The sequence below is a fragment of the Dethiosulfovibrio russensis genome, assembly GCF_021568855.1.
GTDB lineage: Bacteria > Synergistota > Synergistia > Synergistales > Dethiosulfovibrionaceae > Dethiosulfovibrio > Dethiosulfovibrio russensis.
Window position 1 is genome coordinate 160,762 of sequence record NZ_JAKGUG010000001.1, and the last position, 21,390, is coordinate 182,151.

Below are 21,390 nucleotides of genomic sequence, written 5' to 3' on the forward strand. Positions count from 1 at the left end.
ATGGATGGACGCAGGGTGGTGGGGAAGCCGGAGCCGAGGAAGGACGGTTGGGATAAGGTAACGGGCAGGGCTCTTTTCGTGGACGATATACCTTTGGATGGATGTTGGTACGGCGGAGTTCTTAGGTCGACCGTTGCCAGAGGAATTCTCAAGGGGATCGATAGAGATCCCTCCTTCGACTGGTCCAAGGTTACGGTCGTGACCGCTGCGGACCTGCCAGGGGCTAATATGGTGGCCTCGGTGCGAGACGACTGTCCCATATTGGCGGAGAACCGAGTTTCCTACGTTACGGAGCCTATCGCCTTGGTTGCCGCCCCGGATAGACAATTGCTCGAAAGGGCCTTATCCTGCCTGAGACCGATCATAGAGCCGGACGGGGATCCTGTGATCGACGTGATGGAGGCATTGAAGGCCGAACGGATCGTATGGGGAGAGGACAACGTTATACAGCAGTTCGATATCCGTCGAGGAGATCTGGCCGCCGGTTTCGACGAAGCTGACTTTATCTTCGAGGAAACCTACAGCACCCAGCATCAGGAACAGGCCTATCTGGAGCCACAGGGTGCCTTTGCCGTGCCCACTTCCGACGGAAGGGGAGTCGAGGTCACCATATCCTGTCAGTGCCCTTTTTACGTGCATAACTCGTTGTCCAAGGGGTTGCCTCTTGATCCGGAGAGCATAGTGGTGAAGCAGTCCACCACGGGAGGAGCCTTCGGAGGAAAGGAGTTTTATCCGTCTCTGGTTGCCCTCCATGTGGCGGTTTTGGCATTGGCCTCGGGTAAAACTGTCAAGATGATATTCGATAGGGAGGAAGATCTGGCATCTACCTCCAAAAGGCACCCGTCGGTCACCGGAATTCGCTCCGGTCATAAAAAAGACGGTACCTTAACCGCCATGGACGTGGACTTTATCCTGAACGGAGGGGCCACCACCACCTTGAGCGTGGTAGTGCTCCAGAGGGGGGTCCTCCACGCGACGGGGTGTTATCGGGTCCCGAACGTCAGGGTACTGGGAAGGGCGGTAGCCACCAATCTACCCCCCAGCGGAGCCTACAGGGGGTTCGGTGTTCCCCAGTCGGTTTTCGCCGTGGAGCGTCACATGGATCTTGTAGCCTCCAGACTGGGAATCTCTCCCGTCGACATCCGTAGAGCGAACATGCTCGAAGTGGGGGACATCCTGCCCTGCGGACAGGTTCTGGATCAGGTCGCAGCCAGAGAGGTCATGGATAAAGCCCTGAAGAGCTCGGACTACTTCGAAAAGGCGAAGAGATATTCGGAGGAAAATCGCTCTGGATCTAAGGTGCTTAAAGGCATAGGGACGGCGGTATTCCTTCACGGAGGGGCCTTCACCGGTTCAGGAGAGGACCATATAGACGGCGTCACAAAGGTCGTTTTTGTTCCCGGAGAGGTTCCGGAAGACGGGCGGGTCGAGATAAGAATAGGCAGCACAGAGATGGGCCAAGGAGCTGCCACTGTGTTGCCCCAGATAGTCGCTGAAGGCCTTATGCTGGATCTCGAGAAGGTGGATTACATGGACCCCGATACCTCCGCCGTTTCGAACAGCGGGCCGACAGTAGCCTCTCGTACCACCGTCGTCGTAGGGGCCATATTGACCAGATCGGCCCAGGATATGATAGATAAGCTGAGGGATTTTATAGGGGAGAGAAAAAACTCGATTGTCTCCTACGAGGACGGTTTATTCCGTTTCGATGGAGGAACGATATCCTTTATGGAGGCGGCCCATAGCTATTCCGAGGTCAAGGGCGAGCTCGTAGGGTGGGGTAGATATCGTTCCACCGGAAGCCGCTGGGACGACGATACGAACAGCGGAGACGCCTATCCCTCCTATTCCTGGGCTTGCGACGTGGTAGAGGTGGAGGTGGACAGAGATACCCTGGAGGTCGTCCCCACCAGGCTTTACGCCGCCGTTGAGATAGGGACGGTTATCAACCCGGTCCTGGCTGAGGGACAGTACGAAGGGGGGACCCTGCAGGCTCTCGGTTACGGTTGGCTGGAGGATATGAAGGTCAAAAGAGATCGCATAGATGCGGGGTCTCTGAGTAAATATCTTATACCGACCACGATGGATACGCCGTCCTTCCAAGTCGAGTTCTTAGAGGTACCATACGAATACGGGCCCTATGGAGCTAAAGGGTTGGGCGAGCTCCCCCACGACGGAGCCGCTCCTGCTTTGGCCCAGGCGATAGGGCATGCGTTAGGGATATTCCCCAAGGACATCCCGGTGACCCCGGAGAGGATCACCGCCATGTTGACCTCAAAGGAGGAACGGCGATGAGAATCGCTTTGTCTGTAAACGGAGAAAAACTAAACCTCGAGGTGAGCCCTCTCGACCGTCTCTTGGATATACTTAGGACCAATAGGGGACTGACCGGAACCAAAGAAGGTTGCGGAGAGGGAGAATGCGGTGCCTGTGCTGTCATTCTGGACGGCCGACTGGTCAACTCCTGCATGATCCCTGCCATGGAACTCCACGGCAGCAAGGTGCTGACAGTAGAGGGACTTGAAGGGGAGGGCGATCTCCTGCAAAGGGCATTCGTGGAGGAGGGAGCGGTACAATGCGGCTTCTGTACTCCCGGGATGGTCATGGCCTCCAGGGCCCTGCTCGCCAGGCATTCCCATCCGACCAGGGAGGAGATCAAGGAGGGGCTTGCTGGCAATCTATGTCGTTGCACCGGCTACGAAAAGATAATAAAGGCCGTGTCCAGGGCGGCTGACGAGGGATACGGCGAGATAGCTGAGACCGATCTGGGTTTTCAGGAAATGGAAAGGCCCTCCGAGACCGCCGGTCTTAGCGAAGACGAAATAGACAAGGTTTTTCTACCCTACGATCTCGATGAAGCCTGTCGGGTCTTAAGCCGTTTCGACGATGTTTACATGCTTGCCGGTACGACAGATTTCTACCCGGACCTTAAGAAAGGGAAGCCCCTTCCAGAGCGATTGATGGATCTTACCCATATATGCGAACTGAAGAAAATAGACGTATCGGAAGCCAATGTGATTGTCGGGAGCGGAGTTACCACCCAAAGGATAGCGGAAGATCCGGCTATAGCGGAGTTTTTTCCGGCCCTCAGGGAAGCCGCCGACAGCTCCGCGGCGATCGCCATAAAAAACAGAGCCACCTTGGGTGGGAACCTGATGACTGCGTCCCCTGCAGCCGACATGCCTCCGGTCCTCATGATGCTGGGGGCTAAGGCGGTCCTTCGAAGTTCCTCCGGCATAAGGGAGGTTCCGATGGATTCCCTCTTCAAAGGCTACCGGGAGACTGTCCGTCATCCCGACGAGCTCCTGGATTCCGTAACGATTCCCATACCCAAAAAAGGAACTGTTCAGGCTTTTTACAAAAGAGGATCGAGAAAATCTCTGACCATCTCGAGGGTAAACGTGGCTTGCTCTGCTAGACTGGAGGACGGAGTGGTGAGGGATATGAAGGTAGTAGCCGGGACGATGTCGATCCTCCCAAGCCCTTTGGTACAGGTATCCGAGATGGTCGAGGGGAAGCCGATAACGGCATCTCTGATAGAGGTCGTTCGAGAAAAAGCCAGAGACGGAGTCCATCCGAGAACCTCGGAGGAGTACAGAAAAAACATCACCGGAAATATGGTAGCTCGTTTTCTGGGCGAGCTTGGTCAGGGATTTTGAGGAGGGACGACAGTGGAAGCCGACGTTATCTTCAACAGGATGTTGGACGTTATAGAGAGAGACGTAGTGCCCCTAACCCGTAAAGGGGTGGAAGAAGGACATAAGGTCTTCGGTGCGGCGATCCTTAAAAAGGACGATCTCTCGTTGGTGGTCGCCGGGACGAACCACGAGCTTGAATGTCCTCTATGGCACGGAGAAGTCTACACCATAAAGAAATTTTACGAGATTTCGGACAGGCCTGATCCGCAAGACTGTGTGTTTCTGTCCACTCATGAGCCTTGCTCGATGTGTCTGTCTGCCATCGCCTGGGCTGGTTTTCCGGAGTTCTATTTTCTTTTCAGTTACGACGATACGAAAGACGCCTTTTCCATACCTCACGATATAAAAATGCTAAAAGAGGTCTTTAAATGCGATGCACCTACCAGGAAAAATTCCTTCTACCAGGCCCATCCCTTGATGGAGATGGTCCCTGATCTGGACGATCCCGACGACGCTAAAGAGCGTATCTCTAGGATCCAGCGCGAGTACGATTCTATGTCTTCGGTCTACCAGTCGAGAAAGGATACGAACTCGATCCCTTTAAAGTAAAAACGGAGGAGATCTCTTCCTCTTGCCAAGGATGTAGGCTTTCGTCTATACTGAATATGCTTTACAGCTGGTTAACGTCATTATGATGTGAGTCGCACGATAACGTCCAAGCAGAGGGAGGTCGGCAAAAGTCATGGAAGTCCTTAAAGTTTCCGCAAACTCGCAACCTAAATCGGTGGCCGGAGCTATCGCTGCGGTCATGAGAGATTCCGGTATGGTGGAATGTCAAGCCGTTGGAGCTGGTGCGGTGAATCAAGCGGTCAAATCGATCGCCATCGCTCGAGGTTACGTGGCTCCTAACGGAATCGATTTGGTCTGTGTGCCGGCTTTCGCCAAGATATTGATAGAGGGCGAGGAAAGAACCGCTATCCGTTTTCAGCTTGAATCCCGTTAGCTACCCGGAACGATAGAAAAAGCGGCCCTAGGGCCGCTTTTTTAATTGGCGTTGTCGAGATAGACGATGTATAATTTCTCGATAACGTTTTATCCTTAAACTCACGACACAGGAGGTAACGCTATGGCCGAAAGTATTAAAGCCCCTAGAGGAGTTCGGGATATTCTTCCCGATGATTCATGGAAATGGGGCCATACGTTGAATATGTCCCGAAAGATCGCCGATCTTTTTTCGTATAAAGAGGTCCATCTCCCCATATTCGAGCATACGGAGCTTTTCGCCAGAGGCATCGGCGACACCACCGACGTCGTGGAAAAGGAAATGTACACCTTCGAGGACAAGGGTGGGCGGAGCATAACTTTAAGACCGGAGCTGACCGCATCTATGGTCAGATGTTACCTGGAACATTCCATGAATGGCGGACCTCAGCCTGTTAAGCTATGGGGATCTGGCCCGATGTTTCGCTACGAGAGACCTCAGAAGGGGAGATACCGCCAGTTTTGGCAGCTCGATTTCGAGGCTCTAGGTTCTGATAGCCCTCTAGTGGACCTGGAGGTCATAATGACCGCCATCGAGCTTTTTAGAAATCTCGGCATGTCCAATCTGGAAGTGGTCATAAACTCGGTAGGATGTCCTGAATGTCGCCCTGCCTACAGGGAGGCTCTGATGGACTACCTTCGTCCTTACCTGGATGAGCTATGCGGTACCTGCCAGAACAGATTCGACAGAAATCCCCTCCGAATACTGGACTGCAAGAACGACAGGTGCAAAGAGATCACCGACGGAGCTCCGGCCATATTCGAGACCCTTTGTGACGAGTGTTCCGAACACTTCAAAGCTGTGACATCCGGTCTCGATTCCCTCGGTATCGTCTATCACGTGGACAAGAGACTGGTCAGAGGGTTGGACTACTACACAAAGACGGCTTTCGAGGTGCAGTCGGGAGATCTCGGCGCCCAGAACGCCGTCTGCGGCGGAGGTCGTTATGACAACCTGTCGGAAGCGATCGGAGGACCTCACGTGCCAGGCGTTGGTTTCGCCGCCGGGCTTGATCGGATAGTCCTGACAATGGAGCAGCAGGGGTGCGATTTCGGGCGGAAACCGACCCCGGATGTTTTCGTGGTCTGTGCGGACGAGATAGCTCGCTCTCTGGCGGTAGATGTCCTCTATCGTCTCAGAAGGGAGGGGATCTCCGCGGATATGGATTATCTTGGCCGAAGCATGAAAGCCCAGATGAAGTCCGCCGTCAATGGAGGATCCTCTGTCGCCTGTATAGTAGGCGGAGACGAGTTGGACAAAGGGGTCGTGACGGTAAAGGATCTCTCCAGGTCGGAGCAGACCCAGGTGGAACTGGAGAGTTTGACCTCCAGCGTCTCCCGACTATTGGTTTAGAGTGTTTTAATAAAGTGGGGATGATTTAGATTATGGGAACAGGTGTTTTTTCGGCTTCCTGGAAAAGGTCCGTCTTCTGCGGATCTGTAAACGGAAGCCATGAAGGCCAAGTCGTAACGGTAAACGGATGGGTCCGAAAACGTCGTGACCTGGGCGGTATTATCTTCATAGAGCTGTGGGATCACACCGGGACGGTTCAGGTCGTCTTCAATCCCGAACTGTGTCCCGAGCCTCACGAGAGGGCTAAAGCTCTTCGGAGCGAGTTCGTCGTGGCTGTTAAGGGATCCGTAAGAGTTCGTCCCGACGGGACCTGTAACGACGATATGGCGACGGGGCGATGGGAGATCATGGTCGACGATTTCGTTCTCCTGGCTCCGGCTAGACCTCTGCCATTCGAGGTTGGAGAGGGCACCGACGGAGTGGACGAAAACCTCAGGCTTTCCTATCGATACCTCGATCTGAGGCGTAACAGGATGCAGAGAAACTTAAGGGTACGCCACGATGTGGCGCGGTATACCAGAGAATTCCTTAGCGACAGGGGATTTTGCGAGGTAGAGACCCCTGTTCTCACTAAGTCCACCCCTGAGGGGGCCAGGGACTATCTCGTTCCCAGCAGGGTCAATCCCGGTTCTTTCTTCGCCCTGCCTCAATCGCCCCAGATCTTCAAGCAGATACTGATGATAAGCGGTATGGATCGATATTTTCAGATCGCCAAATGTTTCAGGGACGAAGATCTTCGGGCCGACAGACAGCCGGAGTTTACACAGGTGGATATCGAGTTAAGCTTTCTCACAGAGGAAGATATATACGAGATGATGGAGGCCTACATGGTAGGTCTCTTCAGGGACAGACTGGGAGTTGAGCTCCAAACTCCTTTTTTGAGGATGCCCTACAGGGAGGCCATGGACCGTTTCGGAAGCGATAAGCCCGATCTGCGAATTCCCTTCGAGATAGTCGATCTTGGAGATGTTTTTGCAGACGGTGGATTCAAGCCCTTTGAGGAACTCCTAAAAAGGGGGGGGTACGTCAGAGGAGTGGTCCTTCCCGGGGGAGCCTCTCTTTCCAGACGTCTGATAGAGCAGGTGTGCGAGAGGGCCAAGACGCTTGGAGCTCCTGAGATGGCCTATTTCCAGTTCAAAAACGGAGGGGTCAAAGGACCTCTTGCCAAGTTCTTGAGCGACGCCAAACAGGTCGATCTCGGAAGGGTCTCCGGTGCTTCCGACGGAGATGTCCTGTACGTGATGGGTCATGAAAACTGGAGTCTTGTGTGCTCCGTGCTGGGGCAGATCCGGTTGGAGATCGCAAAAGAACATGGCCACGTAAGGGATTCCTGGGAATTCCTCTGGGTGACGGAGTTTCCTCTGTTCGAATGGGATGAAGATGAAAAGAGATGGACGTCGGTACACCATCCCTTCACCATGCCGATGGTGGAAGACCTTCCGTCCATGGACGGGGATCCTGGATCGGTAAGATCCAGAGCTTACGATCTGGTTTTAAACGGAAACGAGGTTGGAGGAGGATCCATAAGGATCCACGATCCTGCTATACAGTCCAAGGTGTTCGGTTGTCTGGCCTTCTCGGAGGATCAGGCCAGGGAGAGGTTCGGCTTCCTTCTGGATGCCCTGAGCTACGGGACTCCTCCTCACGGAGGTATAGCCCTTGGATTCGATCGATTGATCATGCTTCTCACCGGATCCAACTCCATCAGAGAGGTCATGGCTTTTCCCAAAACCGCCAAGGCCCAGAGCCTCATGTCAGGTGCTCCCTCCGAGGTCGGAATCACCCAGATGGAGGAACTCCACATAAAATCGACCTTCGTCCCCAAAGGATAGATTGAGTTTTTTCGGGGTCGTCACTGAACGGTGGCGGTCCCATTTTTGTTATACTGTGCTTAGAGAGGGGGCGTTTCTTATGTTGGTCCGTTATCTAGGTCACTCGGCTTTTCACGTAAGAGGGGAGTCGGTCAGTTTCTTGATAGACCCCTTCCTTACGGGAAACCCTAAAGCCGTAGGAAAAATCGACGATTTTGACGACGTCGACTACATCTTCGTGACTCACGGTCACGGCGATCACATAGGCGATACTCAGGAGATTGCGAGAAGAAGCGGGGCCACCGTCGTGTGTAATTATGAGATATCGGTCTATCTATCTCGATCGGGAACAAGATGTCATGCCATGCATATCGGCGGTTCCTTTGAGTTTCCCTTCGGGAAGGTAAAGATGACCCCTGCCCTACACGGTTCGGATATAGATTCTCCTGACGGGATGATACCGGGGGGTGCGGCTGGAGGGTTTGTCATAGAGGTGGACGGTAGGAGGTTATATCATTCCGGGGATACCGGCTTGACCCTCGATATGGGATTGCTGAAAGAAGAGGAAATCGAGGTGGCTATGTTGCCTATTGGAGGCAATTTCACCATGGACGTAGAGGACGCCGCAAAGGCGGCGAACCTCATCCGTCCCAATCATGTCATACCTATGCATTACGATACCTTCGAGGTGATAGAAGCCAGTCCGGAGGAGTTCGCCGCCGCAGTCAGCGGGACGGTGGACGTGGTGATTATGGCTTCCGGAGAGAGCGTCGAGTTCCCTCTGGTCGAGGTTTTGGATCAGTAACGAAGGCCGAATACCGGATGGTATATCCTCTCGTCGTGTAGGCACTGTGCCTGGTCTTCCAGGGCTTCCTGGGCTTTTTCGCCTAAACTGATAGATAAGATCGACGTCAGCACATGTACCAGGAAGATCGGCCCGATCAGGCTGCTTCCGAATGTAGGGCTGTTATCGCTGACGTAGAAAGATAGATCGGCGAATCTACATATAGGGGCCGCGGGGCTGTCGGTTATGGTGACGATGGCGGCCCCGTTTTTCTTCGCCCTCTCTACCGATTCGGTTACCTGAATGGCATAGCCTGGAAGATCGCAGGCTATTACCATGTCCTCCGGTTTTATGCCCCTAGCCTGTTCTATAAGGGTCAAGGATCCCCTCTTCATCAGGATTCCGTTTAGAGCCATCTCCCTGAATCTGGAGAACATGGACTCGGCCACCATGGACGAGATCCCCCAGCCGGTGCAGTATATATTTTGTGCTTTTTTGACGATGTCGCAGAAGAGAGTGATCTTGTCCTGAGAGAGCTGATTCCACGTGTCGTCTAGATTGGCGTGTTCCATTTGGTGGATTTTATCGGGAAGGTCGTTCTCATCGTTCATCACCCGATTCAGCCTTGCTGCCGGATTTACCTGCTCTAAAACGGCTTCTTTTAGTGCTTCTTTCAGATCCGCGTATCCCTCGAACCCCAAGACCCTGGCTACCCTCACCATCTGGGCCTTTGATACCTCCAGACGGTCAGCCACGTCTCCTATAGATATGAAAGCCGCTTCCCTCATGTGGGTCAAGAGGTATTCCACTACCCTTCGTGCCTTGGTAGGCATGTTGTCAAGATGGGACCTCAATAGGTCCTGTAACTGTTGAGTCTCCAAAAAAACACCTCCATCCGAAGAAACTTGTACCCTAGTACAGTTTAAGACGAAAGGATAGTTTAGTCAATTCTCTCGGTCGAAACAACGAAACCGCCGTTTGGTCAGAATGTTCTCGTTTTCGTCGAGTCAATCCAACAGTGCCGATATCAGTTTCTCTATCTTTTCAACCTCTTTTTCGGTAATACGTCTATTTTTATACCAGTATTCTGCACACGAGTTACGGTCAAAGATCTCCTCCAGGTAGATTCTCTCCCCTCCCGAGTCACCCCCTGAGGGGATCAGCGACCCCGGGTCCACCTTCAGTATGTTGCCTAGCTTCCCGAGCAATTTTATCGAGGGTGTCTTTCTGTTGCCCTCGAGAGCTTGAACGTAGGTTCTGCTTATATCTGCTCTTTCAGCCAGCTCTAACTGGGTCATCCCGAGACTTTCCCTGAGCAGTTTTATCCTGAGGCCGGTGCTTCTAATTGTTGGTCTCTCCCTTCTGGGTTTCCTCCGCAATGTAGGAGTGATACGCCTCGTCGAAGAAGTCATATTCCAGCTGCATGGCTCTTCTGTAATGACACCGAGCTCTCTCATGATTTGTTCCGTGACGGTTTACCAGTTCCGCCAGGGTGTTCGTCAGGATTCTGAACGATTCGGAGGAGTAGGTGTCGATCCATTCCATATAGCGTGATCTGGAATGGTCCCCTCGCTTCAGCTCGGTTCCTAAAAAAAGGTACAACGCATCACAGGGAAGTGTAGCCGCTGCTATGTCTCCGATCCCTTCCGTGGCCGCTACCCTCAGCAGGAAATCGACGTAGTTGGACGTAGCCTTGGAAGGATAGCAGTTTAGGGGAAATCCCCATTTTTTCGAGTAGGCTCCATGGAGCTTCAATTCCTCGAAGACACCGTTGAGGAGGGAGACGAATACCTCCATGGTCTCATCGTCTTGGCTTTTGGATATCCCGAAGGCGAACGCCTTTGCGTATGCTTTGAGATAGAAGGAGTCTTGGGAGAGGTAACCTTGGAAGGTCTCCAACTTCAGAGATCCCGTTTTGAGTCCTCGTATGAAAGGATGATCCAGACAGGCTAGAGCTACGTCCATGTTTTCGTCAAAAAGGACCGTTGATAATTCGACCATAAATCGACAAATCCCCTTTTTTTTAGAGTTTTGGTGTGCTTAGAATGACTCTAACCGAACCTTCCGTTCTTGCCAAGCCTTTTATCCCGTGTGATAATCTTCGTCGGATGAAAAGATCTGTAGACGTCGCTGAGAGGAATGGTATCCTATGGATTTTAGAGAATTGGAGACTTTTATAGCTATAGTGGAAAAGGGCAGCATCTCCGCTGCGGCTGCCGCCCTAGGCGTCTCCCAGCCTGCGGTGAGTAAGAGGGTTGCCAGGCTCGAAAAAGAGATGGGAGCGACGCTGTTTGCCAAGGGGCACAAACATTCGAGTCTGACTTCTGAGGGGTCGGTTTTCTACAAGTCCGCTCTGAGGATGCTGGACTGTCGAAAAAAGACGAAGCTTCAGATAGCCGAGATCTCCGAGGAGCTTTACGGCTCGGTCACGATAAGCGCCAGCTCGATCCCCGGAGATTACATCCTCCCCGCTTTTCTCGTAGAGTTTATCGAACGCCATCCGGGGGTGGACGTAAAGGTCCGAGTCGGAGATTCCCAGACTGCGCTAGAAGATCTGTCTGTTCATAAGGCCGATCTGGCCATCGTCGGCACCGACCGTTCTTTGCCTGGATTCTCCAGCGTTCCTTTTCTGAACGACGAACTTGTGCTGGTGGTGGGCAGAAGACATCCTCTTGCTACGAAAAAGAGCGTCGGACTGGGGGAGCTTGCCTCGTTGAAGTTGGCCGGCAGGAGTTCGGGATCGGGAACCAGACAGATATGGGAGAGGGCTTACAGATCCGTAGAGGCTGGGTCGAAGGATATTCCTCTGCAATTCGGTCACGCTTTGGCCGTGGTCAATGCAGTAGCCAGCGGCGCCGAGGCAGGCGTGGTGTCCCGGGTGGCGGCGGAAACCAACCCAGATGTGGCTGTAGTCGCGTTCGATCCTCCGGTCAGGAGGCCTTTCTACATGGTTTACGGTCTATGCGAGACCAAGGCGGTGGAGTCTTTGGTGTCCTTCCTGATGGAAAAAGCGGAGAGCAGAGAGGTCTGACGATGGAGAACGAAGCGTTGAAAAAGGTAAGATCCTTTCTCGAGTCCAAGGGCTACGACGGAACGATACATCATACCGACGATACCATATTTACGGTGGAGGACGCCTCCAGGGCAGTAGGAGCTCCTCCGGAGGAGATATTGAAGAGCCTAATCTTCATGGTAAGCGGCGATCCTGTTTTGATATTGATGTCCGGTGATAACAGGGTCGACCCCAAGAGGATCGCCTCGATCATGGGAACAGCCAACTCGAAGGTTAAGATGGCTCAGCCGGATTACGTTTATTCCAATTTCGGCTATAAGGTGGGAGGTGTCCCTCCCGTAGGGTATCTGCCGTCTCTTACTGCTCTGGTGGACGAGGAGCTTAGTAGGTTTGACGTAGTCTGGGCCGCTGCCGGTACTGATCACGACTTCTTTCCTATTTCGCCTGAGCTCCTGTTGGAGTATACGGAGGGGAGAATGGTGTCCTTGAAAAAATAGTATCGTCCATATAGAAAAGACGAGGGGGATTTCCCCCCTCGTCTGCGAGGTCAGCTTCTTCTTTCCGGGATAAGTGCCTCGAAAGCGTTTATGTCCCTTCTGTTGAAGTGCTGGGAGTATATCGGTTTCAGAAACAGCTCGATGTTTCTCATGGCGATTGCCTCCATGATGTGACCGCCTATCACCTGATGGTCCGGGGAGCTGAAGACTCCGTGGAGATGGGGATACATCCCGTCTCTCCTGAAGCTTATGTCTCCCGAGAGAGAGATTAGCTCCATCGTTCCGTCGTAATTTTTCTTGAGATATTCTTTTCCGGTAAACCATCCGAAGGTTACGGATGAGACCATTCCTAGTCCGGAAATTACTACGGCGGAGTCTACGTTGCTTCCCCGGCAGGCCGTGACGATGCAACCGTGAAGGTTTTCCCCGTCCTCTATGTGAAGCGCCAGGAGTTCCTCCGTTCCACAGTACTGCATTATCTCGCCCCCTTTTTTTATCTCGTGCCCTTTGATCGGTTCCTCCTGTCTTTATTGTACTATATAGAGAGCGTTTTCCCAAAAGTATTCAAGTCGTATCTTTCTATGGAGGGTCTCCATGTCTTCTTATCTCGGTATTGTAGCGGTGTTCGTTGTGGGAATAGCGGCGGGGTTTTTGAACGTTACGGCGGGAGGAGGGAGCCTGTTGAGCTTGCCTATGTTGGTTTTTACGGGACTTCCTCTTCCTGTCGCCAACGCCACTAACCGTATCTCCATATTTTTTCAGAACACTGTGGCCACCACGAAGTTTTACCGGTCGGGTGCTCTTTCCGTCCGGGAGGCGTTGTCTTTAACCGTCCCTGCCACGTTAGGATCTGTGGTCGGCACATCTTTGGCTATAGAGCTGAATCCTAAAGTCCTTCAGATTTCCATATCGATTTTAATATCCGTTATGGCTTTTTTTCTTCTGTTCAAGCCGTCCATGTGGGAGAAGGAGAGGCGTAGGGATGTTCCCAGGCCTGTTTTGTTTCTCATCTTCTTTGGAATAGGGGTTTACGGTGGGTTCGTTCAGGCAGGAGTGGGGTTCATCTTCCTTTGGGCCCTTTCCGGGGTTGTCGGTCACGATCTCCTTCGGTCAAACGCCCTCAAGGTCGCGGTTATCCTGTCCTATACGTCCATCAGCGTTGCTATGTTCGCAGCGAAGGGATTGCTGGATCTTAAGGTCGGTCTGGTGCTTGCCTGTGGTTCCATGCTCGGCGGTTATTTAGGGGCTCGTTTTGCCGTGTCCAAGGGTAGTTGTTGGATTCGATGGATGGTTGTTGGTGCGGTTATCGTAAGTGCTTTCAAGATGATGTTTCAGGCTCTTTCCGCTTGAGACAGGAAAAGATACGAGGCCGACCTCAAGGTCGGCCTCGTATCATCTTTGACAGAATATGTATTCCTGTAACTCCGTTCCGGAGAGTCCTGCTCCTATGGCCACAGAAAGTTTCAGACGAGCTTTTTCGGGAGACAGATCTCCTCCGTTTAATACCCCCATTTCGAAGAGTCGACTGGCGGATCCCTCGAAACAATATCTATCGACGACCCTACCGGCCGAACATCTCGAGGTAAGCAGAACCGGCACCGATGATCTTACCAGTGCCTTGACTGAGGGAATCCAGCCGGGGAATATATTTCCGTTTCCGAAAGCGGCTAAAACGACCCCGTCGGGGAGGTTGTCGGAAGACATGGTCAAGGCTGCCAACAGACGCTCCCCGCCTCCCAGAGACGCCTGAATCAGCTCGACTCCTTTCGCCGGTGTCACGCCTTCGATTATCTTCCCTCTCTTCGGCGCTCTCCGTAGCATCACGTCCTCGCCGATAATCTCTCCAACCGGTCCCCTGTCCAAAGCGACGAATCCACTTCTCCTGTAGTTGCTTTCCTGAGTTATCTCGGAAGCGGCGAAGATACAGTCTTGTATACACACCAAGACCCCCGCACCCCAGCACGCCTGAGATCTGGCGGATAGGAGCGCTTGGTATAGGTTTACGGAGGAGTCCGTCCCTATTACGTCCGATGGATAGGTCGCGCCGGTGAATATAACCGGTTGCGGATAGGCCCACATAAGATCGGCCAGGTATGCCATCTCCTCGATGGTGTCTGTGCCGCAGGTGATGACGATTCCCTGTATTCCGTCTATCACCAGCTTGTTCAGTATATCCATTAGGTCGGAGGTCATGCGTATGGAATAATGGCTGCTGGCCTGGTGACTCCAATCTACCAGATGGATTTCCTCGGCCATTTCCGGAGGCAGCCATTGCAGCATCTCCTCCGCCGTGACCTCTGGAGTATGGCCGTTTTTGCGTTCGGAGTAACGCATTCCGATCTCTCCTCCGGCCATCACCAACGCTATTTTACCCCGATTAGGCAAGGTAAAAGCCTCCTGCCCTAATATCCAAGGTCTTCGCCTACCAGGATGACGTGGGATTCCCGTCCCATGGTCGGGTTTTCCATTATCAGTAGAGCCCTACATACCGTTTTGGGAACGGGGCAACCTATGTGATACCCCAGCTTGGCACAGGGAACGTCCAATCCGAGTCTGATGGCGTTCATCGGAGTGGCTACGTCTCTTACCCTTTGCATGGCCGATTCAACGTCTTTGCAGACCTTGTTTATCCCCACGACGTAGATTATCTTTCCTCCGGTCCAGCACATGCCGGCCAGCCTGTTGCCGGTGCCATCGATGTTCACCATCTTCCCGTCTATGGTCACGGCGTTTGTGCTGGTAAGAAATACATCGCTTGACAGCTCGTCCTTTAGTTTCTGTTTTTTCCCCTCGGCGGTCAAAGAAGGATCCCAGTGATGGTGCACCGTGTGTCCCTTTTTCTCTAAGGCCTCAAAGGCTCCTATCTCCCTTATGGTTACGGTACCAGGCACCCCTACGGATGCGCCCTCGGGGATGAGTTTAAGCACCGCTTTCAGCGCTTCTTCCTTAGTGCTTACGTATGCGGCTCCATAGCCGCGTCCCTCCAGAGCTTTGACGATCGTAGTTCCCAGACGATTTTTCCACTCTGTCCGGATGTCGTCGAAAGCGGATGCCTGTTTTTCGCTCATGAATCCATACCTCCCAAATATCTGGTTTAGTCTCATCTCTGACGATAATGGCAGAGTTTCAAGTAAAAGTCCAGTCTCGTAGGAGGTGTCAAGGTCTATAGCTTGACACTTTCCGGAGGCCGTTCTATACTATGACGTCTCGTCGGGAGGGGTTGCCGTGGGTGCCGATAAGCTTGACAGAAGATTCTATATAGCAGGTCTTTACGATCTTTACGGCCCGGTTCTCACCGAGAAGCAGAGGCGGATATACGAGATGCACGATCTTCAGGATCTGTCTCTCTCGGAGATCTCCGACGAGCTGGGGATAAGTCGTCAGGGTATATCGGATCAGCTACAGAGGGCTAGAGACCGTCTGGAAGAACTGGAGAATATCTTGGGATTTTTCGAAAGATCGGCGGCTTGGGATAGAGTCTACGCCGATGTGCTGAGTTTGATCGATTTGGAAAAGGACCGTCTGCCCTCGGATTTCATCTCTGAGATTCGGGCGATCCTCTCCGAAGTTGATTAGAGCGGCGAAGGGAGAGATTTGACCGTGTTCGACGCCCTGAAGGAAAGGCTTGACGGCGTTTTTGGTAAACTCAAGGGAAAAGGTAAGCTGACCGAGGGAGACGTACAGGAAGCCCTTCGGGAAGTCCGTAGAGCTCTCTTGGAGGCGGACGTCAACTACAAGGTCGTCAAGGGACTGGTCGATAACATCCGTCGAAGGGCTATGGAGAGGTCCGTCCTGGATTCCATTACCCCGGGACAGCAGGTAGTGGCGGTTGTCTACGAGGAACTGATGGATCTCATGGGCTCCGAGCCCAAACCTTTGACCATATCGCCTAAACCTCCGACCTTGATGATGATGGTAGGACTTCAGGGTGGAGGTAAGACCACCAGCACCGTGAAGTTAGCCAAACGACTGAGTAAGGGACATAAACCACTTGTCGTGGCATGTGACCTTCGGCGACCCGCTGCGGTCGATCAGCTCAGGGTCCTAGCCGAGTCCGCCGGAGTAGGATTTTACGGTCCGGAAAAAGGGGAGTCGGACGTCCTCAACGTGATAGACGGAGCGTTGTGTTATGCCAGAGATAGATTGATGGACGTTATTCTCTTCGATACCGCCGGTCGTTTGACGGTGGACGATGAGATGATGGCAGAGCTGGACGCTATGAAGGCCAGGATAGCCCCTCACGAGATTCTTCTGGTCGTGGATGCCATGACCGGGCAGGAGGCCGTATCGGTATCGGAGGCTTTCCACAGTAGGATGGACCTTAGCGGAGTAGTTCTCAGCAAGGTCGACGGCGACGCAAGAGGAGGAGCGGCTTTGGCCGTTCTTGCTACTACCGGAGTGCCCATCAAGTTCGCCGGTGTCGGAGAGGGAATAGACGCCCTGGAGGTCTTCGACGCTAAACGTATGGCGGAACGCATAATGGGTATGGGAGACGTCGTAGGATTGGTGGAGAAGATAGAGCAGGCCACCAGCGAGGAGGACGTCAAGAGACTTTCCTCGTCTCTAAAGAAGAACAAACTGGACTTCGACGATCTTCTGGCTCAATTCGAGCAGATCGAGAAGATGGGCCCTCTGGATAAGGTTATGGAGATGATCCCGGGAGCCGACAAGATAAAGGAACTGAAGGACGGGGAGATGGACCCCCGTAGAATCGCCAGGATGAAGGCCATAATCCAGTCCATGACGCCGGAGGAACGTAGAAGTCCTGCGGTGATCAAGGGAAGCCGAAGGCGAAGAATAGCCCAGGGATCGGGAACTACCGTTCAGATGGTGAACCAACTCTTGAAGCAACAGAGTCAGATGAACGATCTTTGGAAGAAAATGGGCAAGGGGAAGGGACGAAAGAAGTTTCAGATGCCGAAGCTCAAGGGGTTCGGCGGTCTCTTCAATTAAATAAAGTCACTCACGAGGCATGAAACCGGTTACCCGGTTCTATGACGTATCTATATCAGGAGGTGTTTCTAGACATGGCAGTACGTATTCGTCTCGCCCGTCACGGGCGTAAAAAGGCTCCTTTCTATCGTTTGGTGGTAGCGGACTCCAGAAGTCCCAGAGACGGTCGTTTCATCGAGCAGCTTGGTACCTACAATCCTATGACCGAACCATCGGAGATAACCATCGACGGCGACAAGGCGGTCAAATGGCTTCAGCAGGGAGCTATCCCTTCCGATACGGCCAGAGGACTTCTCAAGAAGACTGGAGTTTGGGAGAAGTTCGTCGAGAGCAAAGGCAAGGCGGAGTAGTCGTGCCTGATTACGGTGCCCTGGTCGAGTATGTCGCTCGGGCCTTGGTCACGAAACCCGAGATGGTTCAGGTGTCATCTCAGACGGTGGAGGATGGCACCGTGAAGGTTCTGGTGGAAGTCGATTCCGACGATATAGGTCGTATGATCGGTCGTAGGGGGGCAACCATCAACGCTATTCGTCAGGTAGTACGGGCCGCTGCCGTCAAGTCCAGCGAGCGGGTCGACGTGGACGTTAGGGAGGATTAACGGTGAAGGGCGACGACCTCGTTGAAGTAGGAAAAATAATAGCTCCTCACGGGGTCAAGGGTGAGTTTAAGGTTTTCCCTCTTACCGATTTTCCCGATCGTTTCGAATCCATGGATGAGTTGGATCTGTACGACGGCAACGGGCGGTTCATCAAGACCGTCCCTATATCCTCGGTTAGATTCAGACCGGATAAGGGCGAGGTTATGATTACCTCCCCGAAAATACGGGACAGAGACGAGGCGGAAGCTCTGAGAGGCATGTTGGTAAAGGTCTCCAAGGACCAACGCAGGGATCTGCCTGAAGGCGAGTACTGGATAGACGATCTCATCGGTCTATCCGTAATCGACGAAGGATCGGGCGAGACTATAGGTACTCTGTGCGATGTCATGGTTACCGGGGGATCGGACGTCTATACGGTTAAACGCCCGGATGGACGAGACATGATGATCCCCGCTGTAGGAGTGTACGTCTCTTCCGTGGATATCGCTTCTGGGGTCCTCAAGGTAAAGAACATTGAGGGTCTTAGAGATCTATGAAAGTAACGGTGATAACCGCTTTCCCCGAGTTCTTCCGTGCCTTTTTCGAGACCAGCATCGTCGGTCGTGCCGTCGAGAGAGGTCTCCTCGAAGTTGATGTGGTGGATCTCCGCGATTACGGAGAGGGATCCTACAGCAAGATAGACGATTATTCCTTCGGAGGTAAGGGAGGAATGGTCCTGATGGCCGAGCCCTTAACTCTGGCTTTGGAGGGGTTGCAAGGTGATCCCTACGTGGTCTATCCCAGTCCCCAGGGGGTTTCTCTTACCCAGGAAACAGTGGAGACCCTGTTCTCCAAAGGGGACGTCGTCATAGTCTGCGGCCATTACGAGGGGATAGACGAGAGGTTCGTGTCGTCCCGGGTCGATCTTGAGCTATCGGTAGGTGATTATGTCCTCACAGGAGGGGAATTGCCTGCCATGGTGATAATCGACGCGGTCTCTCGCTTGGTTCCCGGAGTGGTTGGAAAGGGACGATCCGTAGAGGAGGATTCCTTTTTCAAAGGTATGCTAGATACCCCTCATTTCACTAGACCGTCGAGCTGGAGAGGGCAGGACGTCCCAGACGTCCTGCTGTCCGGTAACGATGGGGCTATAGAGGACTGGCGTCGTAGAGAGGCAGTTCGTAGAACCCTCGAGAGACGTCCGGATCTTTTGAGCCGTTCCGGTCTTTTGGGGTATATGGATAAAAATGCGTTCCTCATGCTTCCTTTATCGGAAGTATCGTCTCCTTGGGAAATTCGTTCGATAGCTAGAGCCTGCAGCTTTTACGGTGTCTCCAGATTGCTGCTCCCAGTAGAGGACAGGGATACACGGGACTCGGTGCGATCTTTGGTCCTGAGCGAGGATCTCGGGGCCCTGGTAAAGCTTTTCCCCTCGGTGGCGAAGGCTTTGCGATGGGTCTCCGATAAGGAGAAGGCAATTCCCTATGTAGTAGGGGTCAATAGCTCTAACTCGATGGGTCTTTCCTGGCTTGAAATCAAAAGGGAGATCCTCGAGGTCTCCAGGCCGGTGATATTCATGGCCGGAGGAGACGATAAGGATTGCGATGTAACTATGCGTCCTGTCGCGGGAGATGATCGGTCTCGATCCGCTCTTCCGGTACAGAACGCCATTTCGGTTGTATTAGATCGCTTCTTCGGATGGCGATAAATCTTATATGTACACGACAGGGAGGGTTATGCATATGGATCCCAGAATTAATCTAATAGAGCAAAAGTTCATTAGGCAGGATGTCCCCCAGTTTCGCTCCGGCGACACCGTCAAGGTTCACGTTCGGGTCAGAGAGGGAAGCAGAGAGCGTATCCAGATGTTCGAGGGAGTGGTGATTGCCAGAAAACACGGTGGTCTCAGTGAGACTTTCACGGTCCGTAAGGTCTCCAGTGGAGTGGGCGTCGAGAGAATTTTCCCTCTTCATTGTCCCAGCGTGGAGAAAATAGAGGTCAAACGTCTCGGCAGGGTACGTAGGGCCAAGCTTTACTACTTGAGACAGAGAAGCGGTAAGTCCGCGAGAATCAGAGAGCGCAGGATCTAAACTTCTTTTGCGATAGGGGCTTGACTGACCGCTTGGGCCTCTGTATAATACGCACTGTCCTAACGCGGGGGTGGCGGAACTGGTAGACGCGCAAGACTAAGGATCTTGTGGGCATAGCCTGTGGGAGTTCGAGTCTCCCCCTCCGCACCACTAAAAAAGCAAGGCCGGAAGCTTAAGCTTCCGGCCTTTTCTTGTATGTGTTCTCTCGGATTTTTACTCAAGAATATAGGCTTTCGAGATCACCACTGGCTCGATTGGAACGTCCTGGTGCGGTCCGAATCCACCGGTCTTTACCGCTTTGATGGCGTCCACGATCTCCTTGCCCTCCGTTACCTTCCCAAAAACCGCATAGCCCCAACCACGAGCGGTAGGAGCGCTGTGATTGAGAAAGTCGTTGTCCTTTACGTTTATGAAGAACTGGGCCGTAGCCGAGTGAGGATCCTGGGTCCTGGCCATCGCGATGGTGTAAGCTTCGTTTTTCAGCCCGTTATCGGCTTCGTTCTCGACGGGGTCTCCTGTTTCCTTCTGGCTCATCGTCTCGTCGAAGCCGCCTCCCTGGATCATGAAGCCGTCTATAACCCGATGGAAGATCGTACCGTCGTAGAATCCCTTCTTAACGTACCTTAGAAAGTTTTCGGTGGTCTTAGGTGCCAGTTCCTCGTTCAATTCCAGGACGATATCTCCCCTGTTGGTCTCCAGTTTTACCATAAACTATCTCCTCCGTCGTCTTGATTGGCCTTGTTTATCCGGTCCGGAAGTATTATGCCCTATGCCTATCCTACAGTCCAGAAACAGGTTCGATTATTTTTCGTCTTCCTCTCTGTCCAGAGAGCACCAATCCAGGTACATTCTCAGCGAGATCGATGGATGTCCGTATCTGTTTCTGCGGAGGGACGATCCCCGGTTGTACTGTATGGCCTTGGATGGGCACCAATGAAAACAGGATAGACATCCGGTGCAGTTTCCAAGCCAGGAGGGACGACCGTCGACAATCTTCACGTTGTTTACGGGGCATACAGAAGCGCAGATTCCACATCCTGTGCATTCGTCCGTTGAGAAGAACTTCGAGTCCCCTTTGGGGGCCGCTCTGAGGGCTCCGGAATTGATGAAGTCGGACAGAATACCTAACAGTTTATTCGGAGATCGGGAATCCTTTCTCGTCAATACGGCCTCGATGACTTTGTCCATGGAAACGTCACCTTTTTGGGCCAGACGCCTCAGCTTTTCTCCCGACGGCGGGTTGGAGAGAGGCGGGTAGTTCCCCGGCATCTTTACGGAAAAGGAGGCGTCCAGCCTTATCCCTCTCTTCTCCAATATCCTGCGGCACTGTGCCGCGGCTCCCAGCGGCGTTCCGGCGCTGTCCAATACGAGGTATACCCAGCTGGACGGTTTTACCGATAGGCGGGATAGAAAGCGGTGTACCACGGCAGGTGCCCCGAAGGCGTGTACCGGATAGAATATGCCTACTGTGTCTCCGTCGGCGTGGACGTCTTTACCCATCAGTCCCACCATATTGTGTATCTCGTGTTCACCTATCCTCTCCGAAAGCCTTTTCGCCAGGTGAAGCGTGTTTCCCGTCCCCGAGTAGACGTACATGAGGTTCATCTAACTCCTCCTCTCAAATATCTACGG

25 protein-coding genes and 1 tRNA gene are annotated in these 21,390 nt (G+C 53.0%); 18 read left to right on the top strand and 8 right to left on the bottom strand.

The features are described 5' to 3' along the window. The 7 genes from L2W48_RS00825 (at nt 1) to L2W48_RS00855 (ending at nt 8,649) form a co-directional block, all read left to right on the top strand. Entirely contained in the window at nt 1-2,295 is a 2,295-nt protein-coding gene (locus tag L2W48_RS00825; RefSeq protein WP_236097706.1) for a xanthine dehydrogenase family protein molybdopterin-binding subunit, read from the top strand. Beyond that, nucleotides 2,292-3,659: an FAD binding domain-containing protein gene (locus tag L2W48_RS00830; protein ID WP_236097708.1), complete on the top strand. Its 1,368-nt coding sequence runs from the start codon at nt 2,292-2,294 to the stop codon at nt 3,657-3,659. The genes L2W48_RS00825 and L2W48_RS00830 overlap by 4 nt, the downstream gene beginning before the upstream one ends. A 12-nt stretch (nt 3,660-3,671) precedes the next feature. After that, nucleotides 3,672-4,247, top strand: coding sequence for a nucleoside deaminase (locus L2W48_RS00835; protein WP_236097709.1), 576 nt, complete (start codon nt 3,672-3,674; stop codon nt 4,245-4,247). 133 nt (nt 4,248-4,380) lie between these two features. Continuing rightward, nucleotides 4,381-4,641: a stage V sporulation protein S gene (locus L2W48_RS00840; RefSeq protein WP_005661518.1), complete on the top strand. Its 261-nt coding sequence runs from the start codon at nt 4,381-4,383 to the stop codon at nt 4,639-4,641. 123 nt (nt 4,642-4,764) lie between these two features. Beyond that, complete coding sequence (hisS, locus tag L2W48_RS00845; RefSeq protein WP_236097710.1) at nt 4,765-6,033, top strand: histidine--tRNA ligase; 1,269 nt, start codon at nt 4,765-4,767, stop codon at nt 6,031-6,033. 32 nt (nt 6,034-6,065) lie between these two features. After that, nucleotides 6,066-7,865 carry an aspartate--tRNA ligase gene (aspS, locus tag L2W48_RS00850; RefSeq protein WP_236097712.1) on the top strand — a complete coding sequence of 600 codons (1,800 nt, stop codon included), beginning with the start codon at nt 6,066-6,068 and terminating at the stop codon, nt 7,863-7,865. A gap of 79 nt (nt 7,866-7,944) precedes the next feature. Then, complete coding sequence (locus tag L2W48_RS00855) at nt 7,945-8,649, top strand: metal-dependent hydrolase (protein WP_236097714.1); 705 nt, start codon at nt 7,945-7,947, stop codon at nt 8,647-8,649. Here the strand turns inward: L2W48_RS00855 and L2W48_RS00860 are convergent. The 3 genes from L2W48_RS00860 to L2W48_RS00870 all read right to left on the bottom strand — a co-directional run bounded on the left by L2W48_RS00860 (nt 8,643) and on the right by L2W48_RS00870 (nt 10,629). Further along, nucleotides 8,643-9,509 carry a MurR/RpiR family transcriptional regulator gene (locus L2W48_RS00860; RefSeq protein WP_236097716.1) on the bottom strand — a complete coding sequence of 289 codons (867 nt, stop codon included), beginning with the start codon at nt 9,507-9,509 and terminating at the stop codon, nt 8,643-8,645. The genes L2W48_RS00855 and L2W48_RS00860 overlap by 7 nt on opposite strands. A gap of 126 nt (nt 9,510-9,635) precedes the next feature. Further along, the gene (locus tag L2W48_RS00865) at nt 9,636-10,007 is read right to left on the bottom strand and encodes a helix-turn-helix domain-containing protein (RefSeq protein WP_236114817.1); all 372 of its coding nucleotides are present in this window, start codon (nt 10,005-10,007) and stop codon (nt 9,636-9,638) included. After that, nucleotides 9,970-10,629, bottom strand: a complete 660-nt coding sequence (locus L2W48_RS00870) for a TenA family protein (protein WP_236097719.1) — start codon at nt 10,627-10,629, stop codon at nt 9,970-9,972. Before L2W48_RS00870 ends, L2W48_RS00865 begins: the two co-directional genes overlap by 38 nt. A gap of 148 nt (nt 10,630-10,777) precedes the next feature. Here L2W48_RS00870 and L2W48_RS00875 point away from each other — a divergent pair, with 148 nt between their 5' ends. Both L2W48_RS00875 and L2W48_RS00880 read left to right on the top strand, forming a co-directional pair. Next, nucleotides 10,778-11,659 carry a LysR substrate-binding domain-containing protein gene (locus L2W48_RS00875; RefSeq protein WP_236097721.1) on the top strand — a complete coding sequence of 294 codons (882 nt, stop codon included), beginning with the start codon at nt 10,778-10,780 and terminating at the stop codon, nt 11,657-11,659. Nucleotides 11,660-11,661: 2 nt separating this feature from the next. Next, nucleotides 11,662-12,138, top strand: a complete 477-nt coding sequence (locus L2W48_RS00880) for a YbaK/EbsC family protein (protein WP_236097723.1) — start codon at nt 11,662-11,664, stop codon at nt 12,136-12,138. Between the two features lie 50 nt (nt 12,139-12,188). Here L2W48_RS00880 and L2W48_RS00885 read toward each other — a convergent pair whose 3' ends face one another. Beyond that, nucleotides 12,189-12,614, bottom strand: a complete 426-nt coding sequence (locus L2W48_RS00885; protein ID WP_236097725.1) for a PPC domain-containing DNA-binding protein — start codon at nt 12,612-12,614, stop codon at nt 12,189-12,191. 118 nt (nt 12,615-12,732) lie between these two features. Between L2W48_RS00885 and L2W48_RS00890 the strand changes: the two genes are divergently transcribed. Next, nucleotides 12,733-13,488: a sulfite exporter TauE/SafE family protein gene (locus tag L2W48_RS00890; RefSeq protein ID WP_236097726.1), complete on the top strand. Its 756-nt coding sequence runs from the start codon at nt 12,733-12,735 to the stop codon at nt 13,486-13,488. Nucleotides 13,489-13,530: 42 nt separating this feature from the next. Here the strand turns inward: L2W48_RS00890 and L2W48_RS00895 are convergent, their stop codons facing one another. Then, complete coding sequence (locus L2W48_RS00895; RefSeq protein WP_236097728.1) at nt 13,531-14,523, bottom strand: asparaginase; 993 nt, start codon at nt 14,521-14,523, stop codon at nt 13,531-13,533. 17 nt (nt 14,524-14,540) lie between these two features. Further along, complete coding sequence (locus tag L2W48_RS00900) at nt 14,541-15,206, bottom strand: lactate utilization protein (RefSeq protein ID WP_236097729.1); 666 nt, start codon at nt 15,204-15,206, stop codon at nt 14,541-14,543. Nucleotides 15,207-15,363: 157 nt separating this feature from the next. On the opposite strand from L2W48_RS00900, the gene L2W48_RS00905 reads away from it, so the two are divergent. From L2W48_RS00905 to L2W48_RS00940, 8 genes are all read left to right on the top strand, one after another. Continuing rightward, nucleotides 15,364-15,714 (top strand): sigma factor-like helix-turn-helix DNA-binding protein, encoded by a 351-nt coding sequence (locus L2W48_RS00905; RefSeq protein ID WP_236097730.1) that lies wholly within the window; start codon nt 15,364-15,366, stop codon nt 15,712-15,714. A 24-nt stretch (nt 15,715-15,738) separates the two neighbouring features. After that, entirely contained in the window at nt 15,739-17,091 is a 1,353-nt protein-coding gene (ffh, locus tag L2W48_RS00910) for a signal recognition particle protein (RefSeq protein ID WP_236098028.1), read from the top strand. Between the two features lie 74 nt (nt 17,092-17,165). After that, nucleotides 17,166-17,441: a 30S ribosomal protein S16 gene (rpsP, locus tag L2W48_RS00915; RefSeq protein ID WP_236097732.1), complete on the top strand. Its 276-nt coding sequence runs from the start codon at nt 17,166-17,168 to the stop codon at nt 17,439-17,441. A gap of 2 nt (nt 17,442-17,443) precedes the next feature. Further along, nucleotides 17,444-17,689, top strand: a complete 246-nt coding sequence (locus L2W48_RS00920; RefSeq protein ID WP_236097733.1) for a KH domain-containing protein — start codon at nt 17,444-17,446, stop codon at nt 17,687-17,689. 2 nt (nt 17,690-17,691) lie between these two features. Continuing rightward, on the top strand, nt 17,692-18,225 hold the full coding sequence (gene rimM / locus L2W48_RS00925) for a ribosome maturation factor RimM (protein ID WP_236097735.1): 534 nt from the start codon (nt 17,692-17,694) through the stop codon (nt 18,223-18,225). After that, nucleotides 18,222-19,376, top strand: coding sequence for a tRNA (guanosine(37)-N1)-methyltransferase TrmD (trmD, locus tag L2W48_RS00930; RefSeq protein WP_236097739.1), 1,155 nt, complete (start codon nt 18,222-18,224; stop codon nt 19,374-19,376). The genes rimM and trmD overlap by 4 nt, the downstream gene beginning before the upstream one ends. 34 nt (nt 19,377-19,410) lie before the next feature. Next, nucleotides 19,411-19,758, top strand: coding sequence for a 50S ribosomal protein L19 (gene rplS, locus L2W48_RS00935; protein ID WP_236097740.1), 348 nt, complete (start codon nt 19,411-19,413; stop codon nt 19,756-19,758). A gap of 64 nt (nt 19,759-19,822) precedes the next feature. Next, nucleotides 19,823-19,908, top strand: a tRNA-Leu gene (locus L2W48_RS00940). Between the two features lie 63 nt (nt 19,909-19,971). Here the strand turns inward: L2W48_RS00940 and L2W48_RS00945 are convergent. Then, on the bottom strand, nt 19,972-20,466 hold the full coding sequence (locus tag L2W48_RS00945) for a peptidylprolyl isomerase (protein ID WP_236097742.1): 495 nt from the start codon (nt 20,464-20,466) through the stop codon (nt 19,972-19,974). Between the two features lie 93 nt (nt 20,467-20,559). Beyond that, nucleotides 20,560-21,363, bottom strand: a complete 804-nt coding sequence (locus L2W48_RS00950) for an EFR1 family ferrodoxin (RefSeq protein WP_236097743.1) — start codon at nt 21,361-21,363, stop codon at nt 20,560-20,562. Nucleotides 21,364-21,390 lie beyond the last annotated feature (27 nt).